This window comes from Streptomyces sp. NPDC034037 (assembly GCF_055575715.1).
On record NZ_JBVISC010000005.1, the window covers coordinates 123,288 to 148,406 of the forward strand.

Consider the following 25,119-nt stretch of genomic DNA (forward strand, 5'->3'; position numbering starts at 1 on the left):
AGCCTCGCCCGGCGCTTGTGGTGCGGCCGTGCGCGTGCTGGTGCGCGGCCGTGGCCTGGAGGCTGGCACGCGCGGGAATCGGGAGCGCGAAATCGGGGTGAACGACGGAGGGCCGCCGCGCGCCCCTACCCCTGGACCGGCAGCAGGAAGCCCTGCTCCACCAGGAGCCTGATCTGCGCGGGCGTGCGGTCGCGCAGCAACACCGGGTCCTCGCCGACCAGTTGGGCGATGGCATCCAGGATCCGGCCGGCGCTCAGCGATCCGTCGCACACGCCGGCGAACCCGGCGCCGACCGTGTCCACCTTGGTGGCCCGGCGCATGCCCCGGTGCTGGCGCAGCACGACGTGCTCGGGGTCCTCGGCGCCCGGCAGCCCGACCTGCTCCTGCACGACCTCGTCGGCGAGCTTGAAGTGCGCGGCGAGCAGGGCGGCGTCGTCGTGGGCGCGCAGGTAGTCCTGGCGGTCGAAGAACTCCCGCACCGTCTCGCCGAGCGGCTGCTCGACGGGGTGCGGCCACTCCTCGATGGTCACGCTCGGCTCGGCCGCCCCGGTCTTGCGCAGCGTGATCCAGCCGAACCCGACGGCCCGCGTCCGGCGCGCCTCGAACTCGCCCAGCCACGCCTCGTACCGCCGCGCGTACGACGTGGGGTCCTGGCGGTGGTCCCCCGCGTCCCGCAGCCACAGCTCGGCGTACTGCGTGATGTCCTGCACCTCGCGCTGCACGATCCAGGCGTCGCAGTCGCGCGGCACCCAGGAGCGCAGCCGGTCCTGCCACTCCTCGCCGTCCACGTGCTGCCAGTTGGCCAGGAAGTGCGCGTACCCCCCTTCGTTCAGCCGCTCCCCCGCCTCCTGAACGAGCGACCGGCACAGATCGTCCCCGCCCATCCCGCCGTCCCGGTAGGTGAGCCGGGCGCCGGGCGAGATCACGAAGGGCGGGTTCGACACGATCAGGTCGTACGTCTCCTCGCCCACCGGCTCGAAGAGCGAGCCCTCCCGCAGATCTGCCTCCGGGGCGGCGGAGAGCGCCAGCGTGAGCCGGGTGAACCGCAGGGCCCGGGGATTGAGGTCGGTCGCCGTCACGCGCGTGGCGTGCTGCGCGGCGTGCAGCGCCTGGATGCCGGAGCCGGTGCCGAGGTCGAGCGCGCTGTCGACCGGTGTCCGCACGGTGATCCCGGCGAGCGTGGTGGAGGCGCCGCCGACGCCGAGGACGACGCCCTCGTCGTGGTTGCCGATGCCGCCGGCGCCGCCGACCGCGCAGCCCAGGTCGGAGACGATGAACCAGTCCTCGCCGCCGGGCCCGCCATAGGGCCGTACGTCCACCGTCGCCCGCAGCCCCGCGTCCTGCCCGGCCAGCCAACCGCTGTCCAGGAGGACGTCGACGGGCAGAACGTCGGCCACGCGCGCGTGCGGGACGGTTTCCTGGAGCAGGAACAGGCGTACGAGAGCGGCGAGGGCGCCGTCCGCGCGCGTGGCCCGCAGGGCGGGCACGGTCTCGCCGCGGGCCAGCGCGGTGTAGGCGGGCGCGCCGAGTAGTTCGAGCAGCCCGTCGGCGGTGAAGTCGGCGGCGAGCAGGGCCTTCCGCAGGGAGGCGGCTGCGTCGGCGCGGTCGGGCGAGGGCAGGGGGAGGCTGGCGTTACTCACTCCCCCATTGTGGCCCGCGGGGGGACACCGGCGCCCTCGGCGCCGCCATGGACACCGAGGGCGTGGCGAAGAACGTACGGCCGGCAGGGGTCAGTTCTTGGCCGACGGCGTGGCGGACGCGCTCTTGCAGCTGTCCTGCTTGCCCATCGCCTCGCCGACCTCCCCCTCCTGGAGCTTCTCCAGTGCTTCGTTGCCGCTCTTGCTGAGCTTGTCCAGCTCGCCCGCGACGTCCTTGAGGCCGTCGGCGAAGTCCGCCTGGTTCTTGGTGTCCAGGCCGTCGACCTGCTTCTTCAGGCCGTCGTACGACTTGGAGATGGCGTTGAGCTCCTTGACGGCGTCGTCCGTCTTCTTCTTGCCGTCGTCGACCGGCGGGGCGCCCGCGCCCTTCACGGAGTCGCCCATCGCCTTGTAGGCGTCGGACATGTCCTGGAACGCCTTGGAGTCGGTCTTCTGGACGGCGGACGGGGAGCTGTTGTCGGAGGTCTCCTTCTGGATCGCGGCGTTGGCGGCCGCGATCTTCTTCGACTGCGGCTGGACGCCGTCACAGACCTTCTTGGCCCAGCCGTCCAGTTCCTCGTTGCCGTCGTCGCTGCTGCTGCACCCTGAGATCGCGAGTACCAGTACCGCACCGCCGGACAGTGCGGCTGCAAGCTTCTTGTTCACCGGATTGGTCCCTTCCGTGGCTCTCGGCCCCGGAACTTACACGCCAAACGAGCGACAAACGCATGTCCGGGGTCCGACGCATCCCCTATTGCAGCCATTTGCACCAAGGAGAGCGCGGGAACCGGGAGAGAAGGCTCACGGACTGTCCGGATCCGCTGACCGGCGGCAGGGGCCCGCACGCCGACGGGCGGACGACGCATCAGAATGCGCCGCCCGCCCGCGTGTTGGACGCGTCCTTCCCGCGTTACGAACCCGCGTTACGAACCCGCGTTACGAAACGACCGCCGGATCGGCCGACTTGGCCGCCCGTCCGGCGTTGCCCTCGTCCCCGACGGCGATGCCCCGCCGCTTGGAGACGTAGACCGCGCCGATGATGACCGCGATGGAGAGCACCGCGATCAGTACCCGCATGCCGACGCTGGCGTCGTCCCCGTAGCTGAACTTGATGACGGCGGGCGCGATGAGCAGCGCCACCAGGTTCATCACCTTCAGCAGCGGGTTGATCGCCGGGCCTGCGGTGTCCTTGAACGGGTCGCCCACGGTGTCGCCGATGACGACCGCGGCGTGGGCCTCGCTGCCCTTGCCGCCGTGGTGGCCGTCCTCGACGAGCTTCTTCGCGTTGTCCCAGGCGCCGCCGGAGTTGGCGAGGAAGACCGCCATCAGCGTGCCCGTGCCGATCGCGCCGGCGAGGAACGAGCCGAGCGCGCCGACACCGAGCGAGAAGCCGACCGCGATGGGTGTGAGCACGGCGAGCAGACCCGGTGTGGCCAGCTCGCGCAGCGCGTCCTTGGTGCAGATGTCGACGACGCGCCCGTACTCCGGCTGCTCGGTGTAGTCCATGATCCCGGGGTGCTCGCGGAACTGCCGCCGCACCTCGTAGACCACGGCCCCGGCCGACCGCGACACCGCGTTGATCGCCAGCCCCGAGAAGAGGAAGACGACCGCGGCGCCGAGGACCAGGCCCACCAGGTTGTTGGGCTGTGAGATGTCCATCACCAGGTTCATCGGGGCGCCGTCGCCGAGCTTCTCGCCGACGTCCTTGGCCGCGGTCGCGATGGCGTCGCGATACGACCCGAAGAGCGCCGACGCCGCGAGGACCGCGGTGGCGATGGCGATGCCCTTGGTGATGGCCTTGGTGGTGTTGCCGACGGCGTCCAGGTCGGTGAGCACCTGCGCGCCCGCGCCCTCGACGTCACCGGACATCTCGGCGATGCCCTGCGCGTTGTCGGAGACGGGGCCGAAGGTGTCCATGGCGACGATGACGCCGACCGTGGTCAGCAGGCCCGTTCCGGCCAGGGCGACCGCGAAGAGGGCGAGCATGATCGACGTACCGCCGAGCAGGAACGCCCCGTACACGCCGAGCCCGATCAGCAGCGCGGTGTAGACGGCCGATTCCAGGCCGAGCGAGATGCCGGCCAGGACGACGGTCGCCGGGCCCGTCAGCGAGGTCTTGCCGATGTCCCTGACGGGGCGCCGGTTGGTCTCGGTGAAGTAGCCGGTGAGCTGCTGGATGAGGGCGGCCAGGACGATGCCGATGGCCACGGCGACAAGGGCGAGGACCCGTGGGTCACCGCCGTGGCCGGCGATCGCCGTGTCCGTGACGCCTTCCAGCTCCGCGTACGAGGACGGGAGGTAGACGTACACGGCCGCGGCGACGAGCAGCAGCGAGATCACCGCGGAGATGAAGAAGCCGCGGTTGATGGCGCTCATGCCGCTGCGGTCGGCGCGCCGCGGTGCCACCGCGAAGATGCCGATCATCGCCGCCACGACGCCGATGGCCGGAACGATCAGCGGGAAGGCGAGCCCGGAGTCGCCGAACGCCACCTTGCCGAGGATCAGCGCGGCGACGAGCGTGACGGCGTACGACTCGAAGAGGTCGGCGGCCATGCCGGCGCAGTCGCCGACGTTGTCGCCCACGTTGTCGGCGATGGTCGCGGCATTGCGCGGATCGTCCTCCGGAATGCCCTGCTCGACCTTGCCGACCAGGTCGGCGCCGACGTCGGCGGCCTTGGTGAAGATGCCGCCGCCGACGCGCATGAACATCGCGATCAGCGCGGCACCGAGTCCGAATCCTTCGAGCACCTTCGGCGCGTCGGCCGCGTAGACGAGCACCACACAGGAGGCGCCCAGCAGACCGAGCCCCACCGTGAACATGCCGACGACGCCGCCCGTGCGGAAAGCGATCTTCATGGCTTTGTGCGAGACGGCGGTGAGATCCTTTTCCGGCTCGCCTTCTGCCGGGGTGGCCTCTCGGGCCGCGGCCGCCACGCGCACATTGCTGCGCACCGCGAGCCACATACCGATATAGCCGGTGGTCGCCGAGAACGCCGCTCCGATCAAGAAGAAGATCGATCGTCCGGCGCGCTGATTCCAGTCGTCCGCGGGCAACAGCATGAGCAGGAAGAACACGACGACGGCGAATACGCCGAGCGTGCGGAGCTGGCGGCCCAGATAGGCATTCGCGCCTTCCTGGATCGCCCGGGCGATCTTCTTCATGCTGTCGGTGCCCTCGCCGGCCGCGAGCACCTGGCGCACCAGGACCCCGGCGACGACGAGCGCCGCGAGCGCGACGGCCGCGATGACCATCACGATAAGACGATTGCCGTCCGTCAGGACTGCGGCTGCGAAGGTTGAGGGGTGGTCAAACTGATGAGGGGTAGAAAGCCCCGCCATTCGTCCTCCTTGACGCTGGGGCTGAGCTCAAGATGTGGACGGATTGTAGGGAGCGGAACCTGATCAAAACAGAGGACCACTAGCGCAATTGGCCTGAGATTGCTTCTCAGCAAATGATCGCGGCCAAAGTTTGGCCCCAAAAGCAGTAATGCCTCAAAACCGTTGACGGCGGATCATTGATCTAGAACGATAAATGATCAGAATAAGAAAAGGCCCTGTTCACCGTGGTGGTGACAGGGCCTGTCGGGGTCCGCCGGAGCCTGCCGGGGCGGCCCGCGCGGCGCGGGAGCGGTACGGGAGCGCTCCGGGCGCGGCCGAGAGGCGGGCGGAACCACGCCGCGAGCGGCGACGACACGATCCGGTCACGGGCGGCGCCGGCGACATGGGCGGAATCACGTCATGCGTGGCGCGGGCGGCGCGGGGGCAGGCTCGGGGCGTGAGCGGCGCCGGCGGGGCCGAGGCACGAACGGCGGCAACGGGATCAGGGAACGAGTGGCGCGGGGGTCGTGGGCCAGCTCATGCGGATCAGGCCGCCGGATTCGCCCGCGGTGACCTCGACGTCGTCCACGAGGCCGCTGATGACGGCGAGGCCCATCTCGTCCTCGCCCTCGGCCTCCAGCTCGTCGCCCCGGCCGGGCCGCCCGCCGGGCGCCCGGTCACCGGGTGCCGAACGGGGCGCCTCGTCACCGACCTCGATGGAGAACTGCTTCTCGTCCTCGGTCAGCGCGACCCGTACCGGCGCCGTGACGCCATTGCTCTGGTGCAGCCCGACCGCGCGCGTGCAGGCCTCGCCGACGGCGAGCCGGACCTCGTCGAGAACGGCCTCGTCCACTCCGGCCCTGCGCGCGACCGCGGCCGCCACCAGGCGGGCCGTCCTGACGTGCTCGGGCAGCGCGCTGAAACGAAGCTCAACGGTGGCCATGCATCCCCCTCGGACGTACGCGCGTGCTGTCAGGGGACCGGGCCGCAGGCCCGATCCCCTGCTGTACTGCCACCTGAGGCGTCAGTCGGTGGCGGTGACTGCTTCCTCGACCGAGGTGTGAATGGGGAACACCTTGGTCAGGCCGGTGATGCGGAAGATCTTGAGAATGCGCTCCTGGTTGCAGACCAGGCGCAGCGAGCCCTCATGGGCACGCACGCGCTTCAGGCCGCCGACCAGCACGCCGAGCCCGGTGGAGTCGAGGAAGTCCACGCCCTCCATGTCGACGACAAGGTGGAAGCTGCCGTCGTTCACCAACTCGACCAACTGCTCGCGCAACTTGGGCGCGGTATATACATCGATTTCGCCACCGACCTCGACGACCGTACGATCGCCGACGGTACGGGTCGACAGGGACAGGTCCACGGATCCTCCAGCACCTTGCTATCGAGCGGTCATCCCTCGGGACACCTCGGCAGAGCCCCCAGGTCGGATCGCCAGCCGCGATGGCATTCAATCACTTACCGGCAGGCGTGCACGACGCCTTCGGACCATTGTCCATCCCGCCAGTGACACACTCGATGCCGATGGCCGAAATTTCTTCCTCCGGAGGGCCCTTTGCGGGCGCCCCGGCACAGACGTCCCCGCAGGTGGTCCTCGACCGGCTCACCGCGGGGCCGAGCCGTGCGTCGCGCGTCACTCATACGGAGCACTTGCCCCCACGTGCGGCTCGGTATGCAGTGTGGCCCGACCGCATCCGTCCGGAGGTCATATCCGCCGTTCGGGCGGCGGGCATCGAGCGGCCCTGGGCCCATCAGGCGCTGGCGGCGGAGCACGCGCTGGACGGCGAGTCCGTGGTCGTCGCCACCGGAACCGCGTCCGGCAAGTCCCTGGCCTACCTCGCGCCCGTCCTCTCCGCGCTCGTCGACGGCTCCGAGGCACCGAACGGGCGGGGCGCCACCGCCCTGTACCTGGCCCCCACCAAGGCCCTGGCGGCCGACCAGCGCCGCGCCGTGCGGGAGCTCGCCGCCCCTCTCGGCAACGCCGTACGCCCCGCCGTGTACGACGGCGACACCCCCTTCGAAGAGCGCGAATGGGTGCGTCAGTACGCCAACTACGTCCTGACCAACCCCGACATGCTGCACCGCGGGATCCTCCCCTCGCATCCCCGCTGGTCCTCCTTCCTGCGCGCCCTGCGCTACGTCGTCATCGACGAGTGCCACACCTACCGCGGCGTCTTCGGCTCGCACGTCGCCCAGGTGCTGCGCCGGCTGCGCCGCCTCTGTGCCCGCTACGGCTCCGAGCCCGTCTTCCTGCTGGCCTCCGCCACCTCCGCCGAACCCGCCGTCTCCGCGGAGCGCCTCATCGGGCTGCCCGTGAAGGAGGTCGCCGACGACGCCTCGCCGCGCGGCGACCTCGTCTTCGCCCTGTGGGAGCCGCCGCTCACCGACCTGCACGGCGAGAAGGGCGCTCCCGTGCGCCGCACCGCCACCGCCGAGACCGCGGACCTCCTCACCGACCTGACCGTCCAGGGCGTCCGCTCGGTGGCCTTCGTGCGCTCCCGGCGCGGCGCCGAGCTGATCGCGGTGATCGCGCAGGAACGTCTCGCCGAGGTCGACCGCTCCCTGGTCCGCCGTGTCGCGGCCTATCGCGGCGGCTACCTGCCCGAGGAGCGCCGCGCCCTGGAGCGCGCCCTGCACTCCGGCGAACTCCTCGGCCTCGCCGCCACCACCGCCCTGGAACTCGGCGTGGACGTGTCGGGTCTGGACGCCGTCGTCATCGCGGGCTATCCCGGCACCCGGGCCTCCCTGTGGCAGCAGGCGGGGCGTGCGGGGCGCTCCGGGCAGGGCGCCCTGGCCGTGCTGGTCGCCCGGGACGACCCGCTGGACACGTATCTCGTCCACCACCCCGAGGCGCTGTTCCAGCAGCCCGTCGAGTCCACCGTCCTCGACCCCGACAATCCGTACGTCCTCGCCCCCCACCTGTGCGCCGCCGCCTCGGAACTGCCGCTCGTCGACGACGACTTGGCTCTCTTCGGTCCGGCCGCCGAGGAGCTGCTTCCACAGCTGGAGGCCGCGAAGCTGCTGCGCCGCCGGGCGCGGGCCTGGCACTGGACCCGCCGGGAGCGGGCCGCCGACCTGACCGACATCCGCGGCGAGGGCGGCAGGCCCGTCCAGATCGTCGAGGAGGGCACGGGACGGCTCCTGGGCACCGTCGACGCGTCCGCCGCGCACACCACCGTGCACGAGGGCGCCGTCCACCTCCATCAGGGCCTCACGTATCTCGTGCGCCACCTCGACCTGGAGGACTCCGTCGCCCTGGTCGAGGAGGCCGCGCCGCCGTACTCCACGACCGCGCGCGACACCACGGCGATCTCCATCCTGGAGACGGATGTGGAGGTCCCCTGGGGCGAGGGCCGCCTGTGCTACGGCTCCGTCGAGGTGACCAATCAGGTCGTCTCCTTCCTGCGCAGGAAGCTCATCACAGGCGAGGTCCTCGGCGAGACCAAGCTGGAACTCCCTCCTCGTACGCTGCGCACGCGCGCCGTCTGGTGGACGGTCACCGAGGACCAGCTGGACGCCGCCCGCGTCCATCCCGAGATCCTCGGCGGCGCCCTGCACGCCGCCGAGCACGCCTCCATCGGCATGCTGCCGCTGTTCGCCACGTGCGACCGCTGGGACATCGGCGGCGTCTCCGTGCCGCTGCATCCGGACACTCTCCTTCCCACGGTGTTCGTGTACGACGGTCATCCGGGCGGGGCGGGGTTCGCCGAGCGGGCCTTCCACACGGCGCGGGAGTGGCTGACGGCGACACGGCAGGCGATCGCGTCCTGCGAGTGCGAGGCCGGATGCCCCTCGTGCATCCAGTCACCCAAGTGCGGCAACGGCAACGAGCCGTTGCACAAGCGGGGGGCTGTTCGGCTGCTTTCCGTGTTGCTGCGCGATGCGGGGGCGGGCACCGGGGCCTAGGGCGGCCCTTCGGTCCCGGACGCGGGTCGGGGTGGGCCCGGGGGCTGGGGCTGGTCGTTCCCGGGGGTGTCATCGGGGGCGTCATCGGGGTGTGGCTGCTCACCGCAGTGGACCCGCTGGGCCCGCGCGGGAGCGGGCGTGGGTCGAGAAGGGGCCGACGGAGGCGCCCGCCGTGACGTGGGAGACAGCGCCCCGCACAGCGCAGTGCAGGAGGCGCGCACCCTGCGCGGCGGCCACCCGGTCGGCCGCCGCGCAGGCCACCGAGGGGCCCGCCGCCCAGTGGTCCGCCGCCGCCAGCGCCGCGAGGTCCGCCGCACCGCCCGCCCGGTGCCGGGCCACGACCGCCTGACCCATCGCGAACACGCCGCCGCAGAGCACACAGAGCGCCGCCAGCACCACCGTCACCCACACCGTGGCCGCCCCACGGTCGCGCGCCGCGCCCCGCCAGGGCCCGCCTCCGAGGTGCCGTCCCCACGGGAGCCTGCGCCCGCGGCGCCTGCCCCGCGTAAATCCACCCATCGGGGGCCCGCCCAACGAGGGGCCACCCCGCATGCGCCCGTCCCGCATAGGGCCACCCCGCATGGGGCCACCCCACATGCGCCCGCCCCGCTTAGGGCCGCCCCGCGCGAACCCGCCCCACACGCACCCGCCCCTCATACGCCCACCCCCACCATCTCCTCCGCCAACGCCACCGCCTCGGCCCGCAAGCGCAGACCGAGGTCCAGCGCCTCGGGCCCCGGCGCGGCGGCGACCACCTCGACCCGCACCAGGTCACCGTCGCGCCGCACGGTCACCCGCGCTCCGCGCGGCGCCGCCTGCCGGGCTGCCGCCACGGCCACTGCCTCGGGGTCCTGCCGTGCCGCGGCGCGAGCCCCGGCCCGCGCCGCGTCCACGCACTGGATCTGCGCGCACACCGCCAGCAGCGTCCACACCAGCACCATGGTGAACAGCACCAGCGTCGGCAGCACCACCGCCGCCTCCGCCGTCACGAACCCCTGGTCCCTCGCGCGCGGTTCCCGCCTCCGATCAGAACGGCGCATCGAGTGCCTTCCCCACCAGCGCCTGCAAGGCCGCCCTGACCTGGTCGCTCGTCACCACCTTGTAGAGCAGCCCGGCGAATCCCACCGCCGCGATCAGCCCCATCGCGTACTCGGACGTCACCATGCCCGCGTCCTTGCCGGCCGCCCGGGCTCGCCGCAGCAGCGCCCGCGCGTAGTCGTGTCCACGCATCTCAACCCCCGTGAGTGTTCCGTTCGGCGCCTCGGCCCTGTTGTGGCCGGGGCAGTCGTCGTCGTGTCCGTCTTTCCAGTGCGCCGCTTCTTCCCGGCGCTCGCTCCGGTGTCTTCCCGGCGCTGGTTCAGTTCGCTTTCAGCAGTCCCTCCGCGAGGCCGATCACCACCGGCAGCACCCCGACCGCGATGAACGCCGGGAGGAAGCACAGGCCCACGGGCATCGTCATCAGGACCGCCGCCCTGCGCGCCGTCGACAGGGCTGCCCGGCCTCGCGCGGCCCTGGCCTCCGCCGCGAGGCGGGCCACCGGCTCGGCGGCCGGCGCTCCCGACTCGTCGGCGCGCTCCAGCAGCCGGGCCAGGGGAGCAGCGCCCGGTATCGCCGTCAAGTGGCTCCAGGCGTCCGCCGGTTCGCCGCCCAGGCGCACCTCGGCCGCTCCCCGTGCGAGCCGCTCGCCCACCGGACCTCGCAGCGAGTCCCCGACGGCTCCGGCGGCCGCGACAGGGCTCGCGCCCGCGGCGACGCAGGCCGCCAAGAGATCAGCGGCCAGCGGGAGTTGGCGTGTGCCCTCAGCGGTGTCGTCGGCGTCTTCCTGGTCCGGGGGCGGGGCGTGGGACCGCAGACGACGCCATGTGCCGTAGCCGACGGCCACTCCCGCCAGGAGGCCGAGCGCGCCGCCAATCAGCGCGTAGGCCGCGCTCGCCGCCCCGGCCACGGTGCCCCAGAGACGTACTCGCGGCCGAAGGCCCGGCCACCGCCCCTGAAGCCGCGCAGCCGGCGTCTCGGCACCCAGCGCCGTCCGGGCCCGCCGCCGCACCGTCCTTTCCCACCGTGCGGCCAGCACCGTCAGCGCCAGCCACAGCACCGCCGCGCCTGCCCATACCGCCGTCCCCAGCCCGTGGACAGAACTCATCACCCCTCCGCCCTTCGTACGATCCGCAGCGCCCACCACGCCCCGACGCCCTCGAGCACCCCGCCCACCGCCAGGCAGCCGAGCCCCGCCCCGGTGTGCAGCAGCACCCGCAGCGGCTCGGCTCCCAGCGCGCCGCCCATCAGCAGCCCCAGCACCGGCAGGCCCGCCAGCATCACGGCGGTCGACCGTGCGCCGGCCAGCTGTGCCCGCAGGTCCGCCCGTTGGTCGCGCTCGGCACGCAGCGCGCCCTCCAGGCGCTCCAGCCCCGTCGCGAGCCCCGCACCCCGGTCCACGGCGACCCGCCAGCACGCCGCGAGGCCCAGCAAGCCCTCCGCGCCCGGCTCCCGCGCCGCCTCGCCCAGCGCTCCCGGCACGTCCCCGCCGAACCGCGCCGCCGCCAAGACCGCGCTCCGACCCGCCCCGGCCCCATCGGCCGACCCGCCACAAGCACCGGCAGCCCTCTCGCGGGAGCCGGCCTCGCCGAGTGCCGATCGCAACGCCTCCCCCGGCTGGCGCCCCGCCCGCACCTCGCCGGCGAGCGCCCCGCACAGCGCGATCACCGCGTCACCGCGCCGCTCCCTCTCCCGGCGCGCATCCCGGGCCCGCCTCGCCCGCCCCGCCAGCGGTACTCCCGCCGCGCCCGCGACCAGCGGCAGCAAGGAGGCCCCCAGGAGCCCGACCACCGCCCCGGCCGCCAGGCACCACCACTCATGCCGCACCCGCCCCCGCCCCGCGGCGACAGCCCGCCGCCAGGACCAACCGCCTGCCCCCTCGGGCGCATCGGGGGCGAGCACCGCCCGGACCCGCTGAGCCGTGCGGTCCTTGCCGCCCAGCAGGCAGGCCGCGCCACCCGCGCACACGGCCGCCGTCCACATCGACGTACTCACACCGAATCACCCCGCTCGTCGCCGGCCAGCAGGGCGTGCAGCCGCTCCCAGCCGGGCCCTTCGATGAACGCCTCTTCGCCCCATCGCAGCGCGGGCACCGTCACGACCAGGCCGGACGCGGCCCGCTCCAGGACATGCACCTCGGCGACGCGGCGGCGGCCGGTCCGGTCGCGGACGAGATGGATCACCACCGACAGGGCGGCCGCCAACTGGCTGTGCAGGGCGGCCCGGTCGAGCCCCGCGGCCGTCCCCAGGGCCTCCAGGCGGGCGGGCACGTCCGCGGCGGCGTTGGCATGGACCGTGCCGCAGCCTCCCTCGTGCCCCGTGTTCAGCGCGGCCAGCAGGTGAAGCACCTCGGCGCCCCGCACCTCGCCGACGACCAGCCGGTCCGGCCGCATCCGCAGCGCCTGGCGAACCAGGTCGTCCAGACCGACGAGGCCGGCCCCCTCCTGGTTCGCGGGCCGGGACTCCAGGTGCACCACATGGGGGTGTTCGGGCCGCAACTCCGCCGAGTCCTCGGCCAGCACGATCCGCTCCCTGGGCCCGACCAGGCCCAGCAGCGCGCTCAGCAACGTCGTCTTGCCGCTGCCCGTGCCCCCGCTGATCAGGAAGGAGAGGCGGGCGTCCAGGAGGGCCCGCAGTACCCGGTCGCCGCCGGGCGGCACCGTCCCCGCGGCGACCAGTTCCGCCAGAGTGAAGGCGCGGGGCCGCACGACCCGCAGCGAGAGGCAGGTCGATCCGACGGCGACGGGCGGCAGCACGGCGTGCAGCCGGGTGCCGTCCGGGAGGCGGGCGTCCACCCAAGGCCTGGCGTCGTCCAGACGCCGCCCCGCCACGGCCGCGAGGCGCTGTGCGAGGCGCCGCAGCGCCGCCGCGTCCCGGAAGGTGACCCCGGTGAGCTCCAGACCGCCGCCCCGGTCCACCCACACCCGGTCGGGCGCGCAGACCAGCACATCGGTCACCGAGGGGTCCGCGAGCAACGGCTCCAAGGGCCCCGCGCCGACCAGCTCCGACCGCAACTGCGCGGCGGCGCCGAGCACTTCGGCGTCCCCGAGGACCCGCCCCTGGGCCCGCAGCGCCTCGGCGACGCGGGCCGGCGTCGGTTCCGTGCCGCTCTCCGCGAGCCACTGGCGCACCCCGTCCAGCATGCGGGCCCCGACGACCGCGCTCATACGCCCCCTCCCGGGACATCGGCGGGCACCCGGTCCCAGAAGGCGGCGCAGAACCTCGCCAGCGGGCCGCGCGCGGCGCCGCCGGGCGGCACCCCGGCCGCCTGGGCCGCCGACAGCCCCGCTTCCCAGGGCAGCACGCCGGCGAGCGGCAGTCCGAGCAGCCCGGCGACCTCCTCGGGGTCGAGTACTCCTGCACCGGGTGGTGCCGCGCCGGTGGGAACCACCACCCGAAGGTCGCGCTGCACCATCCCCGCCGCCGACGCCACCCGGCGCGCTCCCGCCACCGCGCGCAGCTCGGGCGGCACGACCAGCAGCCCGAGATCCACCTGCGCCAGTGCCTCGGCGACCGTCTCGTCCACCCGGCGGGGCAGATCCACGACGACCACGCCACCGCGCCTGCGGGCCGCGGAGACGACCGCCCGCACCGCCTCCGGAGCCACCGCCACCGCCTCACCCCGGTCCCAGCTCAGCACCCGCAGCGCGTGCAGCTCGGGAAGCGACTCCTCCAGTGCCTCCCCGCCGACCCTGCCCCGCGAGTCCGCGAAGGCCGGCCAGCGCAGCCCCTCGGCCGTCTCGCCCCCGAGCAGGACGTCAAGGCCGCCGCCCAGCGGGTCGGCGTCGACGAGCATGGTGCGCCGCCCTTCGCGGGCCGCGGTGACCGCGAGGGCGCAGGCCAGCGTGGAGGCCCCCGCACCACCGCGCCCGCCGATCACCCCGACGGTGAGCGCCGACCGCCCCACGCCCTCGGCGACGTCCGCGATCCTGTCCACCAGCCACTGCTCGCCGTCCGGCAGGAGCAGCACATGCTCGGCACCGATCTCCACGGCCCGCCGCCAGACCCCGGAATCGTCCTGATCCCGCCCGACCAGCACCACTCCGCGCCTATGGGTGGCGCCACGGACCCGGTCCGCCGCGTCGTCCCCGACCAGGACGAGCGGGGCCGAGTCCCAGCCCTGCTCGCGCTCGGGCCCGCCGTGGTGCACCTCGGGCCTGGCCCCGGCCGCGGCGCACAGCCTCAGCAGGTCGTCGAGGAGCTCCACGTCCTCCGTGAGGATCAGCGGGCCGCCCCGGCCGCCCTCGGGCGGCGCGGTCCCACCCCATGAAATGACTGCACCCACGATCTCCGTCCCCCTCTCGCACATCCCTCTGTGAATGCCGCGCTCCACTCGGGCGAAGAACCGGGCAGAGCAATCCGGCCATGAACTTCGCGAGCGGAACGAACGGAATCAGCGTGCAGCGATCCGGGAAATCGTGTGGATCTTGGTCAATAACTGTGGACAAGGCGATACCTGTGAATATTCGCGTCACCCGAACCGGTGACATCGCCCTCGACCTCACGTCGGCTTCACGCCATGCTCCGGCCCCTTCTGGGGCACTTCTGGTCCGCTTCTGAGCCGCTTCCGGGCTTCTTCCGCGCTTCTTCCGGGCTTCTCCCCATCGACTTCCCGGCCGCTTCCCGGCGCGTTCTCGGGGCCTTCCACAGAGCAGCACGACGACTACACGCAGTGACGAATTCTGGGCAAGCCTCAAGAACGTCGAAGGGACGCAGAGGGGGCCGAGAGGGTCGGAAGATGATCGACGGCGGGCCCAAAAACCCATCCGGACATGCGACGACCCCCGCCGGGGGGGAGAGCGGGGGTCGTCCCCACGGTCCGACTCGGGGGGGGAGGAGCCAGACCGGGTTAGCACGGTCGCGAACGATCCGTGACTTCCATGGTGTACCCGAGAGCCTTCTCAGGCAAACCCACGCGCCTCAGCTTACGCCGAATGGTGGGCGCCTATGCTCGGGCTCGTGGAAAACCACTCCCTGCCCCGCGCGGCCGCCTTCTTTGACCTGGACAAGACGGTCATTGCGAAGTCGAGCACGCTCACGTTCAGCAAGTCGTTCTACCAAGGCGGCCTGATCAACCGCAGGGCGGTCCTGCGCACCGCGTACGCGCAGTTCGTCTTCCTCGCGGGTGGCGCCGACCATGACCAGATGGAGCGGATGCGCGAGTACCTGTCCGCCCTGTGCCGCGGCTGGAACGTGCGACAGGTCAAGGAAATCGTCGCCGAGACCCTGCACGACCTGATCGACCCGATCATCTACGACGAGGCGGCCTCCCTCATCGAGGAGCACCACACGGCGGGCCGCGACGTCGTCATCGTCTCCACCTCGGGCGCCGAGGTCGTCGAGCCGATCGGTGAACTGCTGGGCGCGGACCGGGTGGTGGCCACCCGCATGGTGGTCGGTGAGGACGGCTGCTTCACGGGCGAGGTGGAGTACTACGCGTACGGCCCCACCAAAGCGGAGGCGATCAAGGAGCTGGCCCGGTCCGAGGGGTACGACCTCGACCGCTGCTACGCCTACAGCGACTCGGCGACCGACCTGCCCATGCTCGGGTCGGTCGGGCACCCCTGTGCCGTCAACCCCGATCGCGCCCTGCGCCGCGAGGCCCTCGCGCGCGGGTGGCCGATCCTCGACTTCCACCGGCCGGTGCGCCTCAAGCAGCGCCTGCCCGCCCCACCGAGGCCCGCGCTCGTGGCGGCGGCCGCCGTGGGCGCGGCGGCGGCCACCGCAGGGCTCGTCTGGTTCGCCAGCCGCCGCCGTACGACCGTCGGCTGACCGGTTCGGGCGGCGTCGGAACCGCAGAAGAGCCATGGCGGAACCGCAGAAGAACCACGGCGGGACCGCATCGAAATGCACGCCCGATTCACACCTGTTTGAACCTAAAAGTAAAGAAGTACGGCCAGGACTACCGCTCACCACAGGACTGGAGTACAAAGGAGTCAACGGCCCGCGAGACCAAGGACATCCGAGAGGATCACCTTAAAACGCATTCACGGCCCCACGGACCGAAGCATGAACACCGGGCACCCACGCGACGTCGACCCGTCGATTACGGGCCAGCCGCACCAGGTGACGGGCGAAGTCCCCGACCTGATGGGCAACTTTCGAGGACGCTTGGTAACCCGGTGGACATGCCAGCGGCGGTACGGATTCCCGTACCGCCGCAACCCTGTTGTCACCACGCTCCTGTGCGGTCCCCCTGGGGCGGCCCGCCCTACGCCGCTCCGCGCTGAAGCGCCTCGCAGACGGCGGTCGACTCCCTGACGCCGAGTTCAACGGCCTTGCCGCAGTGGGCGATCCAGGCCGCCATCCCGTCCGGCGTCCCGGACGCGTAACCGTCCAGCGCCGCCATGTAGGCCGCCCGGCCCAGTTCCGCGTGGCCCGCCTCCGCGGGGCAGATCGACTTCGGGTCGAGGCCACTGCCCACCAGGACGATGCGCTCGGCGGCCCGCGCGACCAGGCCGTTGCACGAGCCGAACGGCCGCAGGCTGAGCAGCTCACCGTGGACCACGGCGGCCATCACGAGGGCCGGCGCAGAGCTGCCCGCGATAATCAGCTGCGACAGTCCCTCCAGGCGCCCCGCCACCTCGTCGGCGTCGGGCACGGGGAGCTCGACGAGCGGCTCATCGACCGCCTCGCCCGCCAGCCGGGGCCGCCCCGCCCCCTCCGCCGAGTCAGCGGCGGCGACCAGGTGCAGCCGCGCGAGGACACGCAGCGGCGACTGGCGCCAGATGGACAGGAGCTGGCCCGCCTCGGCGGTGAGCCGCAGGGCCCCACCGACCGTGCGCGCCTGCGCGTCGCCGCTGAAGTCGCTGCGCCGGCGCACCTCCTCAAGGGCCCATTCGGCCCCGGAGAGCGCGGCGGAACCCCGGGCTCCGCGCAAGGCGGCCTCGGAGGTGATCTCGTTGCTGCGGCGCCGCATGATCCGGTGCCCGTAGACCCGGTCCACGGCCTTGCGCACGGAATCCACGGAGTCGGCCACGCCGGGAAGTGCCCCCAGGGCGGCGATCGGATCGGGTGTCGTACTCATGAGTACGACCCTACGTACTCCAGGCGCCCGCTCCACGAAGGAGTGGTCTTCTTCACCCACGTCCCGCACCTTCCGTGAGCGAGCCACTACGCTTGGTGGTCATGAAAATCGCTTTCGTGGGGAAGGGCGGCAGTGGCAAGACCACGCTGTCCTCGCTCTTCATCCGCCACCTCGCCGCCGGCGGCGCGCCCGTCATCGCGATGGACGCCGACATCAACCAGCACCTGGGCCCGGCCCTCGGCCTCGACGAGGCGGATGCCGCCCGGCTGCCCGCCCTGGGGGCGCACCTGCCCCTGATCAAGGACTATCTGCGCGGCTCCAACCCGCGGATCGCCTCCACCGACACGATGATCAAGACGACGCCGCCGGGTGAGGGCTCACGGCTGCTGCGGGTGCGCGAGGACAACCCCGTGTACGACGCGTGCGCCCGCCCCGTGGAACTCGACGACGCCACCGTGCGTTTGATGGTCACCGGGCCGTTCACCGAAGCCGACCTCGGTGTCGCCTGCTACCACTCCAAGACCGGAGCGGTGGAGCTGTGCCTGAACCACCTGGTCGACGGCCGCGACGAGTACGCGGTCGTGGACATGACCGCGGGCTCGGACTCCTTCGCCTCCGGCATGTTCACCCGCTTCGACATGACGTTCCTGGTGGCCGAGCCGACGAGGAAGGGGGTCTCCGTCTATCGCCAGTACAAGGAGTACGCACGCGACTTCGGCGTCGACCTCAAGGTCGTCGGCAACAAGGTGCAGGGCCAGGACGACATCGACTTCCTGCGCGAGCAGGTCGGCGAGGACCTCCTGGTGACCGTCGGGCACTCGGACTGGGTGCGTGCCATGGAGAAGGGCCGCCCGCCCCGCTTCGAGCACCTGGAAGAGGCCAACCGCCGTTCCCTGGAGACGCTTCGGGCCACCGTCGACGCCTCGTACGAGCGACGGGACTGGGAGCGCTACACCCGCCAGATGGTGCACTTCCACCTGAAGAACGCGCGGAGTTGGGGCAACGAGCGGACGGGGGTCGACCTGGCCGCCCAGGTCGACCCCGGCTTCGTCCTGCGCGAGCAGGCCGTCACCGCCGCCTGACCGCCCGCGCCTGCCGGGAGCTACGGCTTGACGGCCGGGGCTCCCGGCACGCCCTTCGGGGCGGGCGCGGGCGAGGCGGACAGGAACGCGTCCCAGCCCTCCTTCGGCGCCTTGCCGACCCGCAGCTTCGTCAGCCGCGCCAGCACCTTCGGGTCCTGCGCGTCGAGCCAGTCGGCGAGCTGCCGGAAGGACACGCAGCGCACCTCCGGCTTGGTGCAGACCGCCTCGATCGTCTCCTCGATGGCGCGCATGTACGTGCCGCCGTTCCACGACTCGAAGTGATTGCCGATGATCAGCGGCGCGCGGTTGCCCTTGTACGCGCGCCGGAAGCCCTGGAGCAGCCCGTCCCGCATCTGGTCGCCCCAGTACTCGTGCTTGGCGGGGTCGCCGTTCGACGTGGAGCCGGACTGGTTGACCATGAAGTTGTAGTCCATGGTGAGCGTCTCGAAGCCACGGCCGGGGACCGGGACGAGCTGCATGGACAGGTCCCAGAGGCCTTCCTTCTTCTTGGGCCAGACCTGGTCGTTGACGCCGCTGGTGTCATAGCGGAAGCCCAGCTGCCGCGCCGCCCGCATGAAGTTCTTCTGGCCTTCCAGGCAGGGGGTGCGGGCGCCGATCAGTTCCTTGTCGTAGTCGAAGGGCAGGGGCTGCGCCTTCTTCATGCCGGTGTTGGTCTTCCAGGCCTTCACGAAGGACTTGGCCTGGCGGATCTCGCTCTTCCAGTCCGCGACGGACCACTCACCGACCCCGCGGCCCGCGCCGCAGAAGTGGCCGTTGAAGTGGGTGCCGATCTCGTTGCCCTCCAGCCAGGCGCCGCGGAGCTGCTCCACGGTGTTCTTGATGCCCTTGCGGTCGTTGAAGCCGATGTCCGAGCTGCCGGCCAGGTGCTGCGGCGGCTTGTAGAGGCCGCGCTTGCCCTCGGGGAGCATGTACACGCCGCTGAGGAAGTACGTCATCGTGGCGTCGTTGCGCTTGGCCACCTTGCGGAAGTGGGAGAACAGCTTCTGGCCGTCCTCGCCGGCGCCGTCCCAGGAGAAGACCACGAACTGCGGCGGCTTCTGGCCCGGCTTCAGGCGGGCCGGTCTCGGCAGGTTCGGCTGCTTGCCCGTGAACGCCGTCGAGCCGTCCCCGATCAGCCGGACGGGGCTCTTGGGAGCCGGGGCCCCGGGCGCTTTCTTCGCGCCGGGGGCGCCTTCCTTCGTACCGGAGTCCGCGCCGTTGTCGCCGCCCGCGCAGCCGGCCAGCGCCGCAGCGCAGGCCGCGAAGGCGGTGAGGCTCGCGGTGATCCTCCGGGTGGCGGTGATCCTCGGGGTGGCGGCCATCTTCCGCCCACCTCTTTCCGTGCAAGTCGGGACATGTCGGTCAGCAACTTCGCACAGGTGTCGGAATGGTCCGGTATGACAAGCCGACAAATATTTTTATTCATTCGTCCGGGTGATTGGTTGCCCCATTTGCCCGAAAAGTCCATCGAAAGTCTTTACTCTGCATTACTGTTCGTTTACCGAGAGTTGAGATCTCCCGCCGCTGCACGCCGTGACCCACGGCCGCGACCCGCTTTCCGAAGGCTTTTCGGAGGCCCCCATGTCCCGCGACCGCGCTGCCCCGGAGGAGACGGGAAAAATGTCTGCCTGCGTCCCCACTCACCCCACCGACTCGGCCCCCACGCCCGAAGCCCACAAGCCGCCCGCCCCGCCGCCCCGCAAGGGGTTCCGCATCGCGGGCGCCGACGTCTCGGCGTCGGTGGCCGTGTTCCTGATCGCGCTGCCGCTGTCCCTCGGCATCGCCCTGGCCACCGGGGCACCGCTCCAGGCGGGCCTCGTCGCGGCGGCCGTCGGCGGCATCGTCGTCGGACGGCTCGGCGGATCACCGCTTCAGGTCAGCGGCCCCGCCGCCGGGCTCACCGTCGTCACCGCCGACCTCATCCACCGGTACGGCTGGCGCACCACCTGCGCCATCACCGTCCTGGCCGGCGTCGCCCAACTGGGCCTGGGCTGCCTGCGTGTGGCCCGCAGCGCGCTCGCCGTCAGCCCCGCCGTGGTGCACGGCATGCTGGCCGGCATCGGCGTGACCATCGCCGTCGCCCAGCTGCACATCGTGCTCGGCGGCACACCGCAGAGCGCCGTGCTCGCCAATCTCCGCGCGCTGCCCGCCCAGTTGGCCGACCTGCATCCGGCCGCCCTGTCGATCAGCCTGCTCACCCTGGCCGTCCTGCTGCTCTGGCCGCGCATCCCGGGCCGGGCCGGTCGCATGGCCCGCGCCGTGCCCGCGGCCCTGGTCTCGGTGGCCCTCGCGACGGGCGTGGCGGCGGCGGCACATCTGCGGCTCGACAAGGTCGAACTGCCCTCGTGGCGCAGCCACGCGCTGGCCGGCCTGCCGGAGGGGCCGGCGCTCGGGCTGGTCGCCGCCGTCCTCACCATCACGCTGGTGTGCAGCGTGCAGTCACTGCTGGGCGCGGTGGCCGTCGACAAGCTCGTCGCCAAGCAGCGCGACCTGCATACGGGCGTGCGCCGCTCCGACCTCAACCGCGAGCTGCTCGGCCAGGGCAGCGCCAACATCGTCTCGGGCGCGCTCGGCGGCCTGCCCGTCGCCGGGGTCGCCGTGCGCACGGTGGCCAATGTGCGCGCGGGCGCCGTCAGTGGGAACTCCACGACGCTGCACGGCGTTTGGGTGGTAGTGGCCGCGCTGCTCCTGGTCCCCGTCCTGGAGCTGATCCCCCTCGCGGCTCTCGCCGCCCTCGTCATGGCCGTCGGCATCCAGATGGTCAGCCTGAACCACATCCGTACGATCACCCGCCACCGCGAGATCGTCGTCTACGCCGTGACGACCGTCGGCGTGGTCTTCCTCAACGTCCTCCAGGGCGTCGTGCTCGGCATCGCCGTGGCCGTGGCCGTGTCACTGCACCGCCTGGCCCGCACCCGGATCACGCACGAGGTGCGGGACGGCGTGCACCATGTGCGCGCACGCGGGCAGTTGACGTTCCTCGCGGTACCGAGGCTCAGCAGGACGCTGCACCTCGTGCCCCACGGCGAGGACGTCATCGTGGAGCTGGACGGCTCCTTCATGGATCACGCGGCGTACGAATCACTGCAGTGCTGGCAGGACGAGCACACCGCGCACGGCGCCCGCGTCGAGATCACCGGGCGCGCCGGGACCCGCATCGCCGAGCCCGCGAGCGCCTCGCACTCCTGTTGCCGGCCGTGGACGCCGTGGCGCAATCACCACTGCGACCGGCCGCAGGAGGAGCAGGGGGCCGGGAGGCCCCGGGTCCACCAACTGGCCAGTGGCATCAGCGCGTTCCAGCGGAACACCGCGCCGCATGTGCGGGAGGAGCTGGCCCGGCTCGCCCGCGAGGGACAGCGGCCCTCGCAGCTGTTCCTGACGTGTGCGGACTCCCGGGTCGTCACGTCGATGATCACCTCCAGTGGACCCGGTGACCTGTTCGTCGTACGCAATGTCGGCAATCTGGTGCCGTTGCCGGGCGCCGAGAGCGGCGACGACTCGGTGGCAGCCGCGATCGAGTACGCGGTCGAGGTGCTCAAGGTGCGGTCGATCACCGTGTGCGGGCACTCCGGGTGCGGTGCGATGCAGGCACTGCTCAACACCCCGCCGGGAGGCGCCCAGACGCCGCTGCGGCGCTGGCTGCGGCACGGTCTGCCGAGCCTTGAGCGGTTGGGCGCGCAGGACAGGGCGTGGGCGCGGCTCTCCGGGGGAGCGCCGGCCGACGCGGTCGAGCAGCTCTGTCTCACCAACGTGGTCCAGCAGTTGGAGCACCTGAAGGCCCACGAAGTGGTGGCCCGCCGCCTCGCCGAGGGTGAGCTCGAACTGCACGGCATGTACTTCCATGTCGGTGAGGCGCAGGCCTATCTCCTGACGGAGGGCAGCGGTGCCGAGCACCTTCCCGACGAGGTCTTCGACCAGGTGGTGCCCACCGCGCTGGTCAAGGTGGAAGGGGCCGGGACGCGAGGGGCGAGCGCGTGATCCCGTGTTCCCCACGGCGCCGACATGCCCCGGCACTACAGTGAAACGGTGACTTCTCCGCCGGAAGACCCGCTGTCACCGACCCGGCAAGAGACGGCCTCGCCGCCCCGAGACGTGCGCGCACCTTTTCCAGGCGCGCGCCCGTCCTCCCCAGGCGCGCACCCCTCGCCCCGAGCCATGGACCCGCCGATCCCGGACGCGGACCCGCCGATCCCGGACGCGGACCGGTCGGTCCAAGACGTGGACCCGCCCGTCCGGGAAGGCGAGCGGGACACGGCCTTGCAGCAACTGAAGGACGCGTACGCCGAAGGCCACCTCTCGCACGAGGAGATGGACGCCCGCCTCGACCGGGTGCTCACGGCCGACACGCGCAGCCGGCTCGTGTCGGCCCTGGCCTCGCTCCCGGCGATGAGCGCGGGGACCACGTCCACCATCACCGCCGCCAGTGGGCGGATCCGGCGGCGCGGGGCGTGGCGGGTGCCCCGCAGCCTCAAGGTCGAGTCCGCCTTCGCCGCCGTGCGCCTCGACCTCTCGCGGGTGGTGATCGAGCACGCCGTGACGGACATCGAGCTGCGACTGGGCACCGGCACGGCGAAGATCATCGTGCCGCGTGACGCACTGGTGGACATCGACGGGCTGCACACCGGGTGGAAGGACTCGCCCTACAACGCCCCGCGACGGGCCCGCCCCGGTGGCCCCCGGATCCGTATCTCCGGAAGCATGGGTTTCGGCCGGTTGAAGATCCGCCACGCGCGGCGCTGACGTCCGGCCGCCGGCGGTCCGCGACGCACCGCGGCGGACGCCCCTGTATTTGGCGACCGCCGAGTGCCAGGATCAGAGGGGGGTTGACCTACTCCCGCAGGGCTTGAAGAATCCGACCGATCACGTTATTGGTCTAAACCACGCCGGGCCGGTGTGTCGTCCGCATGTTGGGAGCTTGCACATGAGCGAACGTCCGTCCATCGCCAACATGTTGAAGGAGGAGCGTCGCTTCGCGCCGCCGGCGGAGCTGGCGTCCCACGCCAACGTCACCGCCGAGGCGTACGAACGGGCCGAGGCCGACCGGCTCGGCTTCTGGGCCGAGCAGGCCCGTCGGCTGACCTGGGCCACGGAGCCGACCGAGACGCTCGACTGGTCCAACCCGCCCTTCGCCAAGTGGTTCGCCGACGGCAAGCTCAACGTCGCGTACAACTGCGTCGACCGCCACGTCGAGGCCGGCAACGGCGAGCGCGTCGCGATCCACTTCGAGGGAGAGCCCGGCGACAGCAGGGCCCTCACCTATGCCGAGCTGAAGGACGAGGTCAGCCGGGCGGCGAACGCCCTGGTCGAGCTGGGTGTGCAGAAGGGCGACCGGGTCGCCGTCTACCTGCCGATGATTCCCGAGGCCGTCATCGCGATGCTGGCGTGCGCCCGCATCGGCGCCACGCACTCCGTGGTCTTCGGCGGCTTCTCCGCCGACGCCATCGCCACCCGTATCCAGGACGCCGACGCCAAGGTCGTCATCACCGCCGACGGCGGCTACCGCCGGGGCAAGCCGTCCGCGCTCAAGCCCGCCGTGGACGAGGCCGTCGGCCGCGTCGAGGGCGTGCGCAGCGTCCTGGTGGTGCGCCGCACCGGGCAGGACGTGGCGTGGAGCGAGGGCCGTGACGTGTGGTGGCACGAGATCACGGGGAGGCAGTCGGCCGAGCACACCCCCGAGGCCTTCGACGCCGAGCACCCGCTGTTCATCCTCTACACCTCGGGCACCACGGGTAAGCCCAAGGGCATCCTGCACACCTCCGGCGGCTACCTCACGCAGACGGCGTACACCCACCACGCCGTCTTCGACCTCAAGCCGGAAAGCGACGTCTACTGGTGTACGGCCGACATCGGCTGGGTCACCGGCCACTCGTACATCACCTACGGGCCGCTGGCGAACGGCGCGACGCAGGTGATGTACGAGGGCACCCCCGACACCCCCCACCAGGGCCGCTTCTGGGAGATCGTCCAGAAGTACGGGGTCACGATCCTCTACACCGCGCCGACGGCGATCCGTACGTTCATGAAGTGGGGCGACGACATCCCCGCGAAGTTCGACCTGAGCAGCCTGCGGGTCCTGGGTTCGGTCGGTGAGCCGATCAACCCCGAGGCGTGGATGTGGTACCGGAAGAACATCGGCGCCGACCAGTGCCCCATCGTGGACACCTGGTGGCAGACCGAGACCGGCGCCATGATGATCTCGCCGCTGCCGGGGGTGACCGAGACCAAGCCCGGCAGCGCCCAGCGCGCCCTGCCCGGCATCTCGGCGACCGTCGTCGACGACGAGGCGAACGAAGTGCCGGACGGCGGCGGTGGCTACCTCGTCCTGACCGAGCCCTGGCCGGCGATGCTGCGCACGATCTGGGGCGACGACCAGCGGTTCCTCGACACGTACTGGTCGCGTTTCCAGGACCGGTACTTCGCCGGCGACGGCGCCAAGAAGGACGAGGACGGCGACATCTGGCTGCTGGGCCGCGTGGACGACGTGATGCTCGTGTCCGGGCACAACATCTCCACCACCGAGGTCGAATCCGCACTCGTCTCGCACCCCTCGGTCGCCGAGGCGGCGGTCGTGGGCGCCGCCGACGAGACGACCGGGCAGGCCATCGTCGCCTTCGTCATCCTGCGCGGCACGGCGAACGCCGAGGACGAGAACCTGGTGGCCGACCTGCGCAACCACGTCGGCGCCACACTCGGCCCCATCGCCAAACCCAAGCGGATCCTGCCCGTGGCCGAACTCCCGAAGACACGCTCCGGCAAGATCATGCGCCGCCTCCTGCGCGACGTCGCCGAGAACCGCGAACTGGGCGACGTCACCACACTCACGGACTCCTCCGTGATGGACCTCATCCAGTCGCGGCTCCCGGCCACGCCGAGCGAGGACTGACAGCCACCCCCACAGGGGCGCGTAGAGAAGTACGTACAGAAGTACGGGGAGGGCACCCGGCGACACGCCGGGTGCCCTCCCCGTATGCCGGGTGCCCTCCCGCGTCCATATCCGGAGCGCAGACCTCCGGATGCGCCCGCGCGTACGTTGGGTACGCTGAAAACCGCGTCAACATCGCGACAAGAAGTACGCCGCGACGCCGCGACGAGATGTACCAAGGTGCGCCGG

At 71.9% G+C, this 25,119-nt stretch carries 20 protein-coding genes; 6 read left to right on the plus strand and 14 right to left on the minus strand.

All coding sequences use genetic code 11. From position 1 onward, the window contains the following. Positions 1–125: 125 nt before the first annotated feature. From ACZ516_RS18745 to bldG, 5 genes are all read right to left on the minus strand, one after another. Positions 126–1,640, minus strand: coding sequence for a DUF7059 domain-containing protein (locus ACZ516_RS18745; RefSeq protein ID WP_469011119.1), 1,515 nt, complete (start codon positions 1,638–1,640; stop codon positions 126–128). Between the two features lie 90 nt (positions 1,641–1,730). Next, positions 1,731–2,303, minus strand: a complete 573-nt coding sequence (locus tag ACZ516_RS18750; protein ID WP_358586145.1) for a small secreted protein — start codon at positions 2,301–2,303, stop codon at positions 1,731–1,733. A 270-nt stretch (positions 2,304–2,573) separates the two neighbouring features. Then, entirely contained in the window at positions 2,574–4,976 is a 2,403-nt protein-coding gene (locus ACZ516_RS18755; RefSeq protein WP_469011120.1) for a sodium-translocating pyrophosphatase, read from the minus strand. Between the two features lie 481 nt (positions 4,977–5,457). Then, entirely contained in the window at positions 5,458–5,898 is a 441-nt protein-coding gene (locus ACZ516_RS18760) for an ATP-binding protein (protein ID WP_361080064.1), read from the minus strand. Positions 5,899–5,979: 81 nt separating this feature from the next. Then, complete coding sequence (gene bldG, locus ACZ516_RS18765; protein ID WP_358586151.1) at positions 5,980–6,321, minus strand: anti-sigma factor antagonist BldG; 342 nt, start codon at positions 6,319–6,321, stop codon at positions 5,980–5,982. Between the two features lie 80 nt (positions 6,322–6,401). Here bldG and ACZ516_RS18770 point away from each other — a divergent pair, with 80 nt between their 5' ends. Further along, positions 6,402–8,864, plus strand: a complete 2,463-nt coding sequence (locus ACZ516_RS18770) for a DEAD/DEAH box helicase (protein ID WP_469011122.1) — start codon at positions 6,402–6,404, stop codon at positions 8,862–8,864. 99 nt (positions 8,865–8,963) lie between these two features. Here the strand turns inward: ACZ516_RS18770 and ACZ516_RS18775 are convergent, their stop codons facing one another. From ACZ516_RS18775 to ssd, 7 genes are all read right to left on the minus strand, one after another. After that, a complete protein-coding gene (locus tag ACZ516_RS18775) occupies positions 8,964–9,269 on the minus strand; it encodes an Rv3654c family TadE-like protein (RefSeq protein ID WP_358696836.1) in 306 nt (101 codons plus the stop codon). A gap of 248 nt (positions 9,270–9,517) precedes the next feature. Beyond that, positions 9,518–9,904 carry a TadE family type IV pilus minor pilin gene (locus ACZ516_RS18780; RefSeq protein WP_469011124.1) on the minus strand — a complete coding sequence of 129 codons (387 nt, stop codon included), beginning with the start codon at positions 9,902–9,904 and terminating at the stop codon, positions 9,518–9,520. Continuing rightward, positions 9,891–10,094, minus strand: a complete 204-nt coding sequence (locus tag ACZ516_RS18785) for a DUF4244 domain-containing protein (protein WP_358696840.1) — start codon at positions 10,092–10,094, stop codon at positions 9,891–9,893. Before ACZ516_RS18785 ends, ACZ516_RS18780 begins: the two co-directional genes overlap by 14 nt. 127 nt (positions 10,095–10,221) lie before the next feature. Beyond that, positions 10,222–11,007, minus strand: coding sequence for a type II secretion system F family protein (locus ACZ516_RS18790; RefSeq protein ID WP_469011125.1), 786 nt, complete (start codon positions 11,005–11,007; stop codon positions 10,222–10,224). Continuing rightward, positions 11,007–11,882: a type II secretion system F family protein gene (locus tag ACZ516_RS18795; protein ID WP_469011356.1), complete on the minus strand. Its 876-nt coding sequence runs from the start codon at positions 11,880–11,882 to the stop codon at positions 11,007–11,009. Before ACZ516_RS18795 ends, ACZ516_RS18790 begins: the two co-directional genes overlap by 1 nt. Before the next feature lie 8 nt (positions 11,883–11,890). Continuing rightward, positions 11,891–13,066 (minus strand): TadA family conjugal transfer-associated ATPase, encoded by a 1,176-nt coding sequence (locus ACZ516_RS18800; RefSeq protein ID WP_469011127.1) that lies wholly within the window; start codon positions 13,064–13,066, stop codon positions 11,891–11,893. Further along, positions 13,063–14,208, minus strand: a complete 1,146-nt coding sequence (gene ssd, locus ACZ516_RS18805; RefSeq protein WP_469011129.1) for a septum site-determining protein Ssd — start codon at positions 14,206–14,208, stop codon at positions 13,063–13,065. The genes ACZ516_RS18800 and ssd overlap by 4 nt, the downstream gene beginning before the upstream one ends. Before the next feature lie 638 nt (positions 14,209–14,846). Here ssd and ACZ516_RS18810 point away from each other — a divergent pair. Beyond that, a complete protein-coding gene (locus ACZ516_RS18810) occupies positions 14,847–15,671 on the plus strand; it encodes an HAD family hydrolase (protein WP_358699987.1) in 825 nt (274 codons plus the stop codon). 439 nt (positions 15,672–16,110) lie between these two features. On the opposite strand, the gene ACZ516_RS18815 is transcribed toward ACZ516_RS18810, so the two are convergent. After that, positions 16,111–16,926 carry a Fic family protein gene (locus ACZ516_RS18815; protein ID WP_361080006.1) on the minus strand — a complete coding sequence of 272 codons (816 nt, stop codon included), beginning with the start codon at positions 16,924–16,926 and terminating at the stop codon, positions 16,111–16,113. A 101-nt stretch (positions 16,927–17,027) separates the two neighbouring features. On the opposite strand from ACZ516_RS18815, the gene ACZ516_RS18820 reads away from it, so the two are divergent. Continuing rightward, entirely contained in the window at positions 17,028–18,008 is a 981-nt protein-coding gene (locus ACZ516_RS18820; protein ID WP_361080004.1) for an ATP-binding protein, read from the plus strand. 20 nt (positions 18,009–18,028) lie between these two features. Here the strand turns inward: ACZ516_RS18820 and ACZ516_RS18825 are convergent, their stop codons facing one another. Then, positions 18,029–19,330: a polysaccharide deacetylase family protein gene (locus ACZ516_RS18825; RefSeq protein WP_358700062.1), complete on the minus strand. Its 1,302-nt coding sequence runs from the start codon at positions 19,328–19,330 to the stop codon at positions 18,029–18,031. A 298-nt stretch (positions 19,331–19,628) separates the two neighbouring features. On the opposite strand from ACZ516_RS18825, the gene ACZ516_RS18830 reads away from it, so the two are divergent. The 3 genes from ACZ516_RS18830 (at position 19,629) to acs (ending at position 24,891) form a co-directional block, all read left to right on the plus strand. Beyond that, complete coding sequence (locus ACZ516_RS18830) at positions 19,629–21,986, plus strand: bifunctional SulP family inorganic anion transporter/carbonic anhydrase (protein WP_469011132.1); 2,358 nt, start codon at positions 19,629–19,631, stop codon at positions 21,984–21,986. Between the two features lie 177 nt (positions 21,987–22,163). Then, a complete protein-coding gene (locus tag ACZ516_RS18835) occupies positions 22,164–22,748 on the plus strand; it encodes a DUF1707 SHOCT-like domain-containing protein (RefSeq protein ID WP_469011134.1) in 585 nt (194 codons plus the stop codon). A gap of 181 nt (positions 22,749–22,929) precedes the next feature. Then, positions 22,930–24,891: an acetate--CoA ligase gene (gene acs / locus ACZ516_RS18840; protein ID WP_361079998.1), complete on the plus strand. Its 1,962-nt coding sequence runs from the start codon at positions 22,930–22,932 to the stop codon at positions 24,889–24,891. The last annotated feature ends 228 nt before the right edge of the window (positions 24,892–25,119 follow it).

What these genes read in the sequence shown, in the direction of transcription:
- ACZ516_RS18810 (WP_358699987.1), top strand. Translation starts at nt 14,847, where the DNA reads ATGCTCGGGCTCGTGGAAAACCACTCCCTGCCCCGCGCGGCCGCCTTC.
- ACZ516_RS18830 (WP_469011132.1), top strand. Translation starts at nt 19,629, where the DNA reads ATGTCTGCCTGCGTCCCCACTCACCCCACCGACTCGGCCCCCACGCCC.
- ACZ516_RS18780 (WP_469011124.1), bottom strand. Translation starts at nt 9,904, where the DNA reads ATGCGCCGTTCTGATCGGAGGCGGGAACCGCGCGCGAGGGACCAGGGG.
- ACZ516_RS18760 (WP_361080064.1), bottom strand. Translation starts at nt 5,898, where the DNA reads ATGGCCACCGTTGAGCTTCGTTTCAGCGCGCTGCCCGAGCACGTCAGG.
- ACZ516_RS18770 (WP_469011122.1), top strand. Translation starts at nt 6,402, where the DNA reads ATGGCATTCAATCACTTACCGGCAGGCGTGCACGACGCCTTCGGACCA.
- ACZ516_RS18800 (WP_469011127.1), bottom strand. Translation starts at nt 13,066, where the DNA reads ATGAGCGCGGTCGTCGGGGCCCGCATGCTGGACGGGGTGCGCCAGTGG.
- acs (WP_361079998.1), top strand. Translation starts at nt 22,930, where the DNA reads ATGAGCGAACGTCCGTCCATCGCCAACATGTTGAAGGAGGAGCGTCGC.
- ACZ516_RS18815 (WP_361080006.1), bottom strand. Translation starts at nt 16,926, where the DNA reads ATGAGTACGACACCCGATCCGATCGCCGCCCTGGGGGCACTTCCCGGC.
- ACZ516_RS18755 (WP_469011120.1), bottom strand. Translation starts at nt 4,976, where the DNA reads ATGGCGGGGCTTTCTACCCCTCATCAGTTTGACCACCCCTCAACCTTC.
- ACZ516_RS18795 (WP_469011356.1), bottom strand. Translation starts at nt 11,882, where the DNA reads ATGTGGACGGCGGCCGTGTGCGCGGGTGGCGCGGCCTGCCTGCTGGGC.
- ssd (WP_469011129.1), bottom strand. Translation starts at nt 14,208, where the DNA reads ATGTGCGAGAGGGGGACGGAGATCGTGGGTGCAGTCATTTCATGGGGT.
- ACZ516_RS18785 (WP_358696840.1), bottom strand. Translation starts at nt 10,094, where the DNA reads ATGCGTGGACACGACTACGCGCGGGCGCTGCTGCGGCGAGCCCGGGCG.
- ACZ516_RS18825 (WP_358700062.1), bottom strand. Translation starts at nt 19,330, where the DNA reads ATGGCCGCCACCCCGAGGATCACCGCCACCCGGAGGATCACCGCGAGC.
- ACZ516_RS18835 (WP_469011134.1), top strand. Translation starts at nt 22,164, where the DNA reads ATGGACCCGCCGATCCCGGACGCGGACCCGCCGATCCCGGACGCGGAC.
- ACZ516_RS18820 (WP_361080004.1), top strand. Translation starts at nt 17,028, where the DNA reads ATGAAAATCGCTTTCGTGGGGAAGGGCGGCAGTGGCAAGACCACGCTG.
- ACZ516_RS18790 (WP_469011125.1), bottom strand. Translation starts at nt 11,007, where the DNA reads ATGAGTTCTGTCCACGGGCTGGGGACGGCGGTATGGGCAGGCGCGGCG.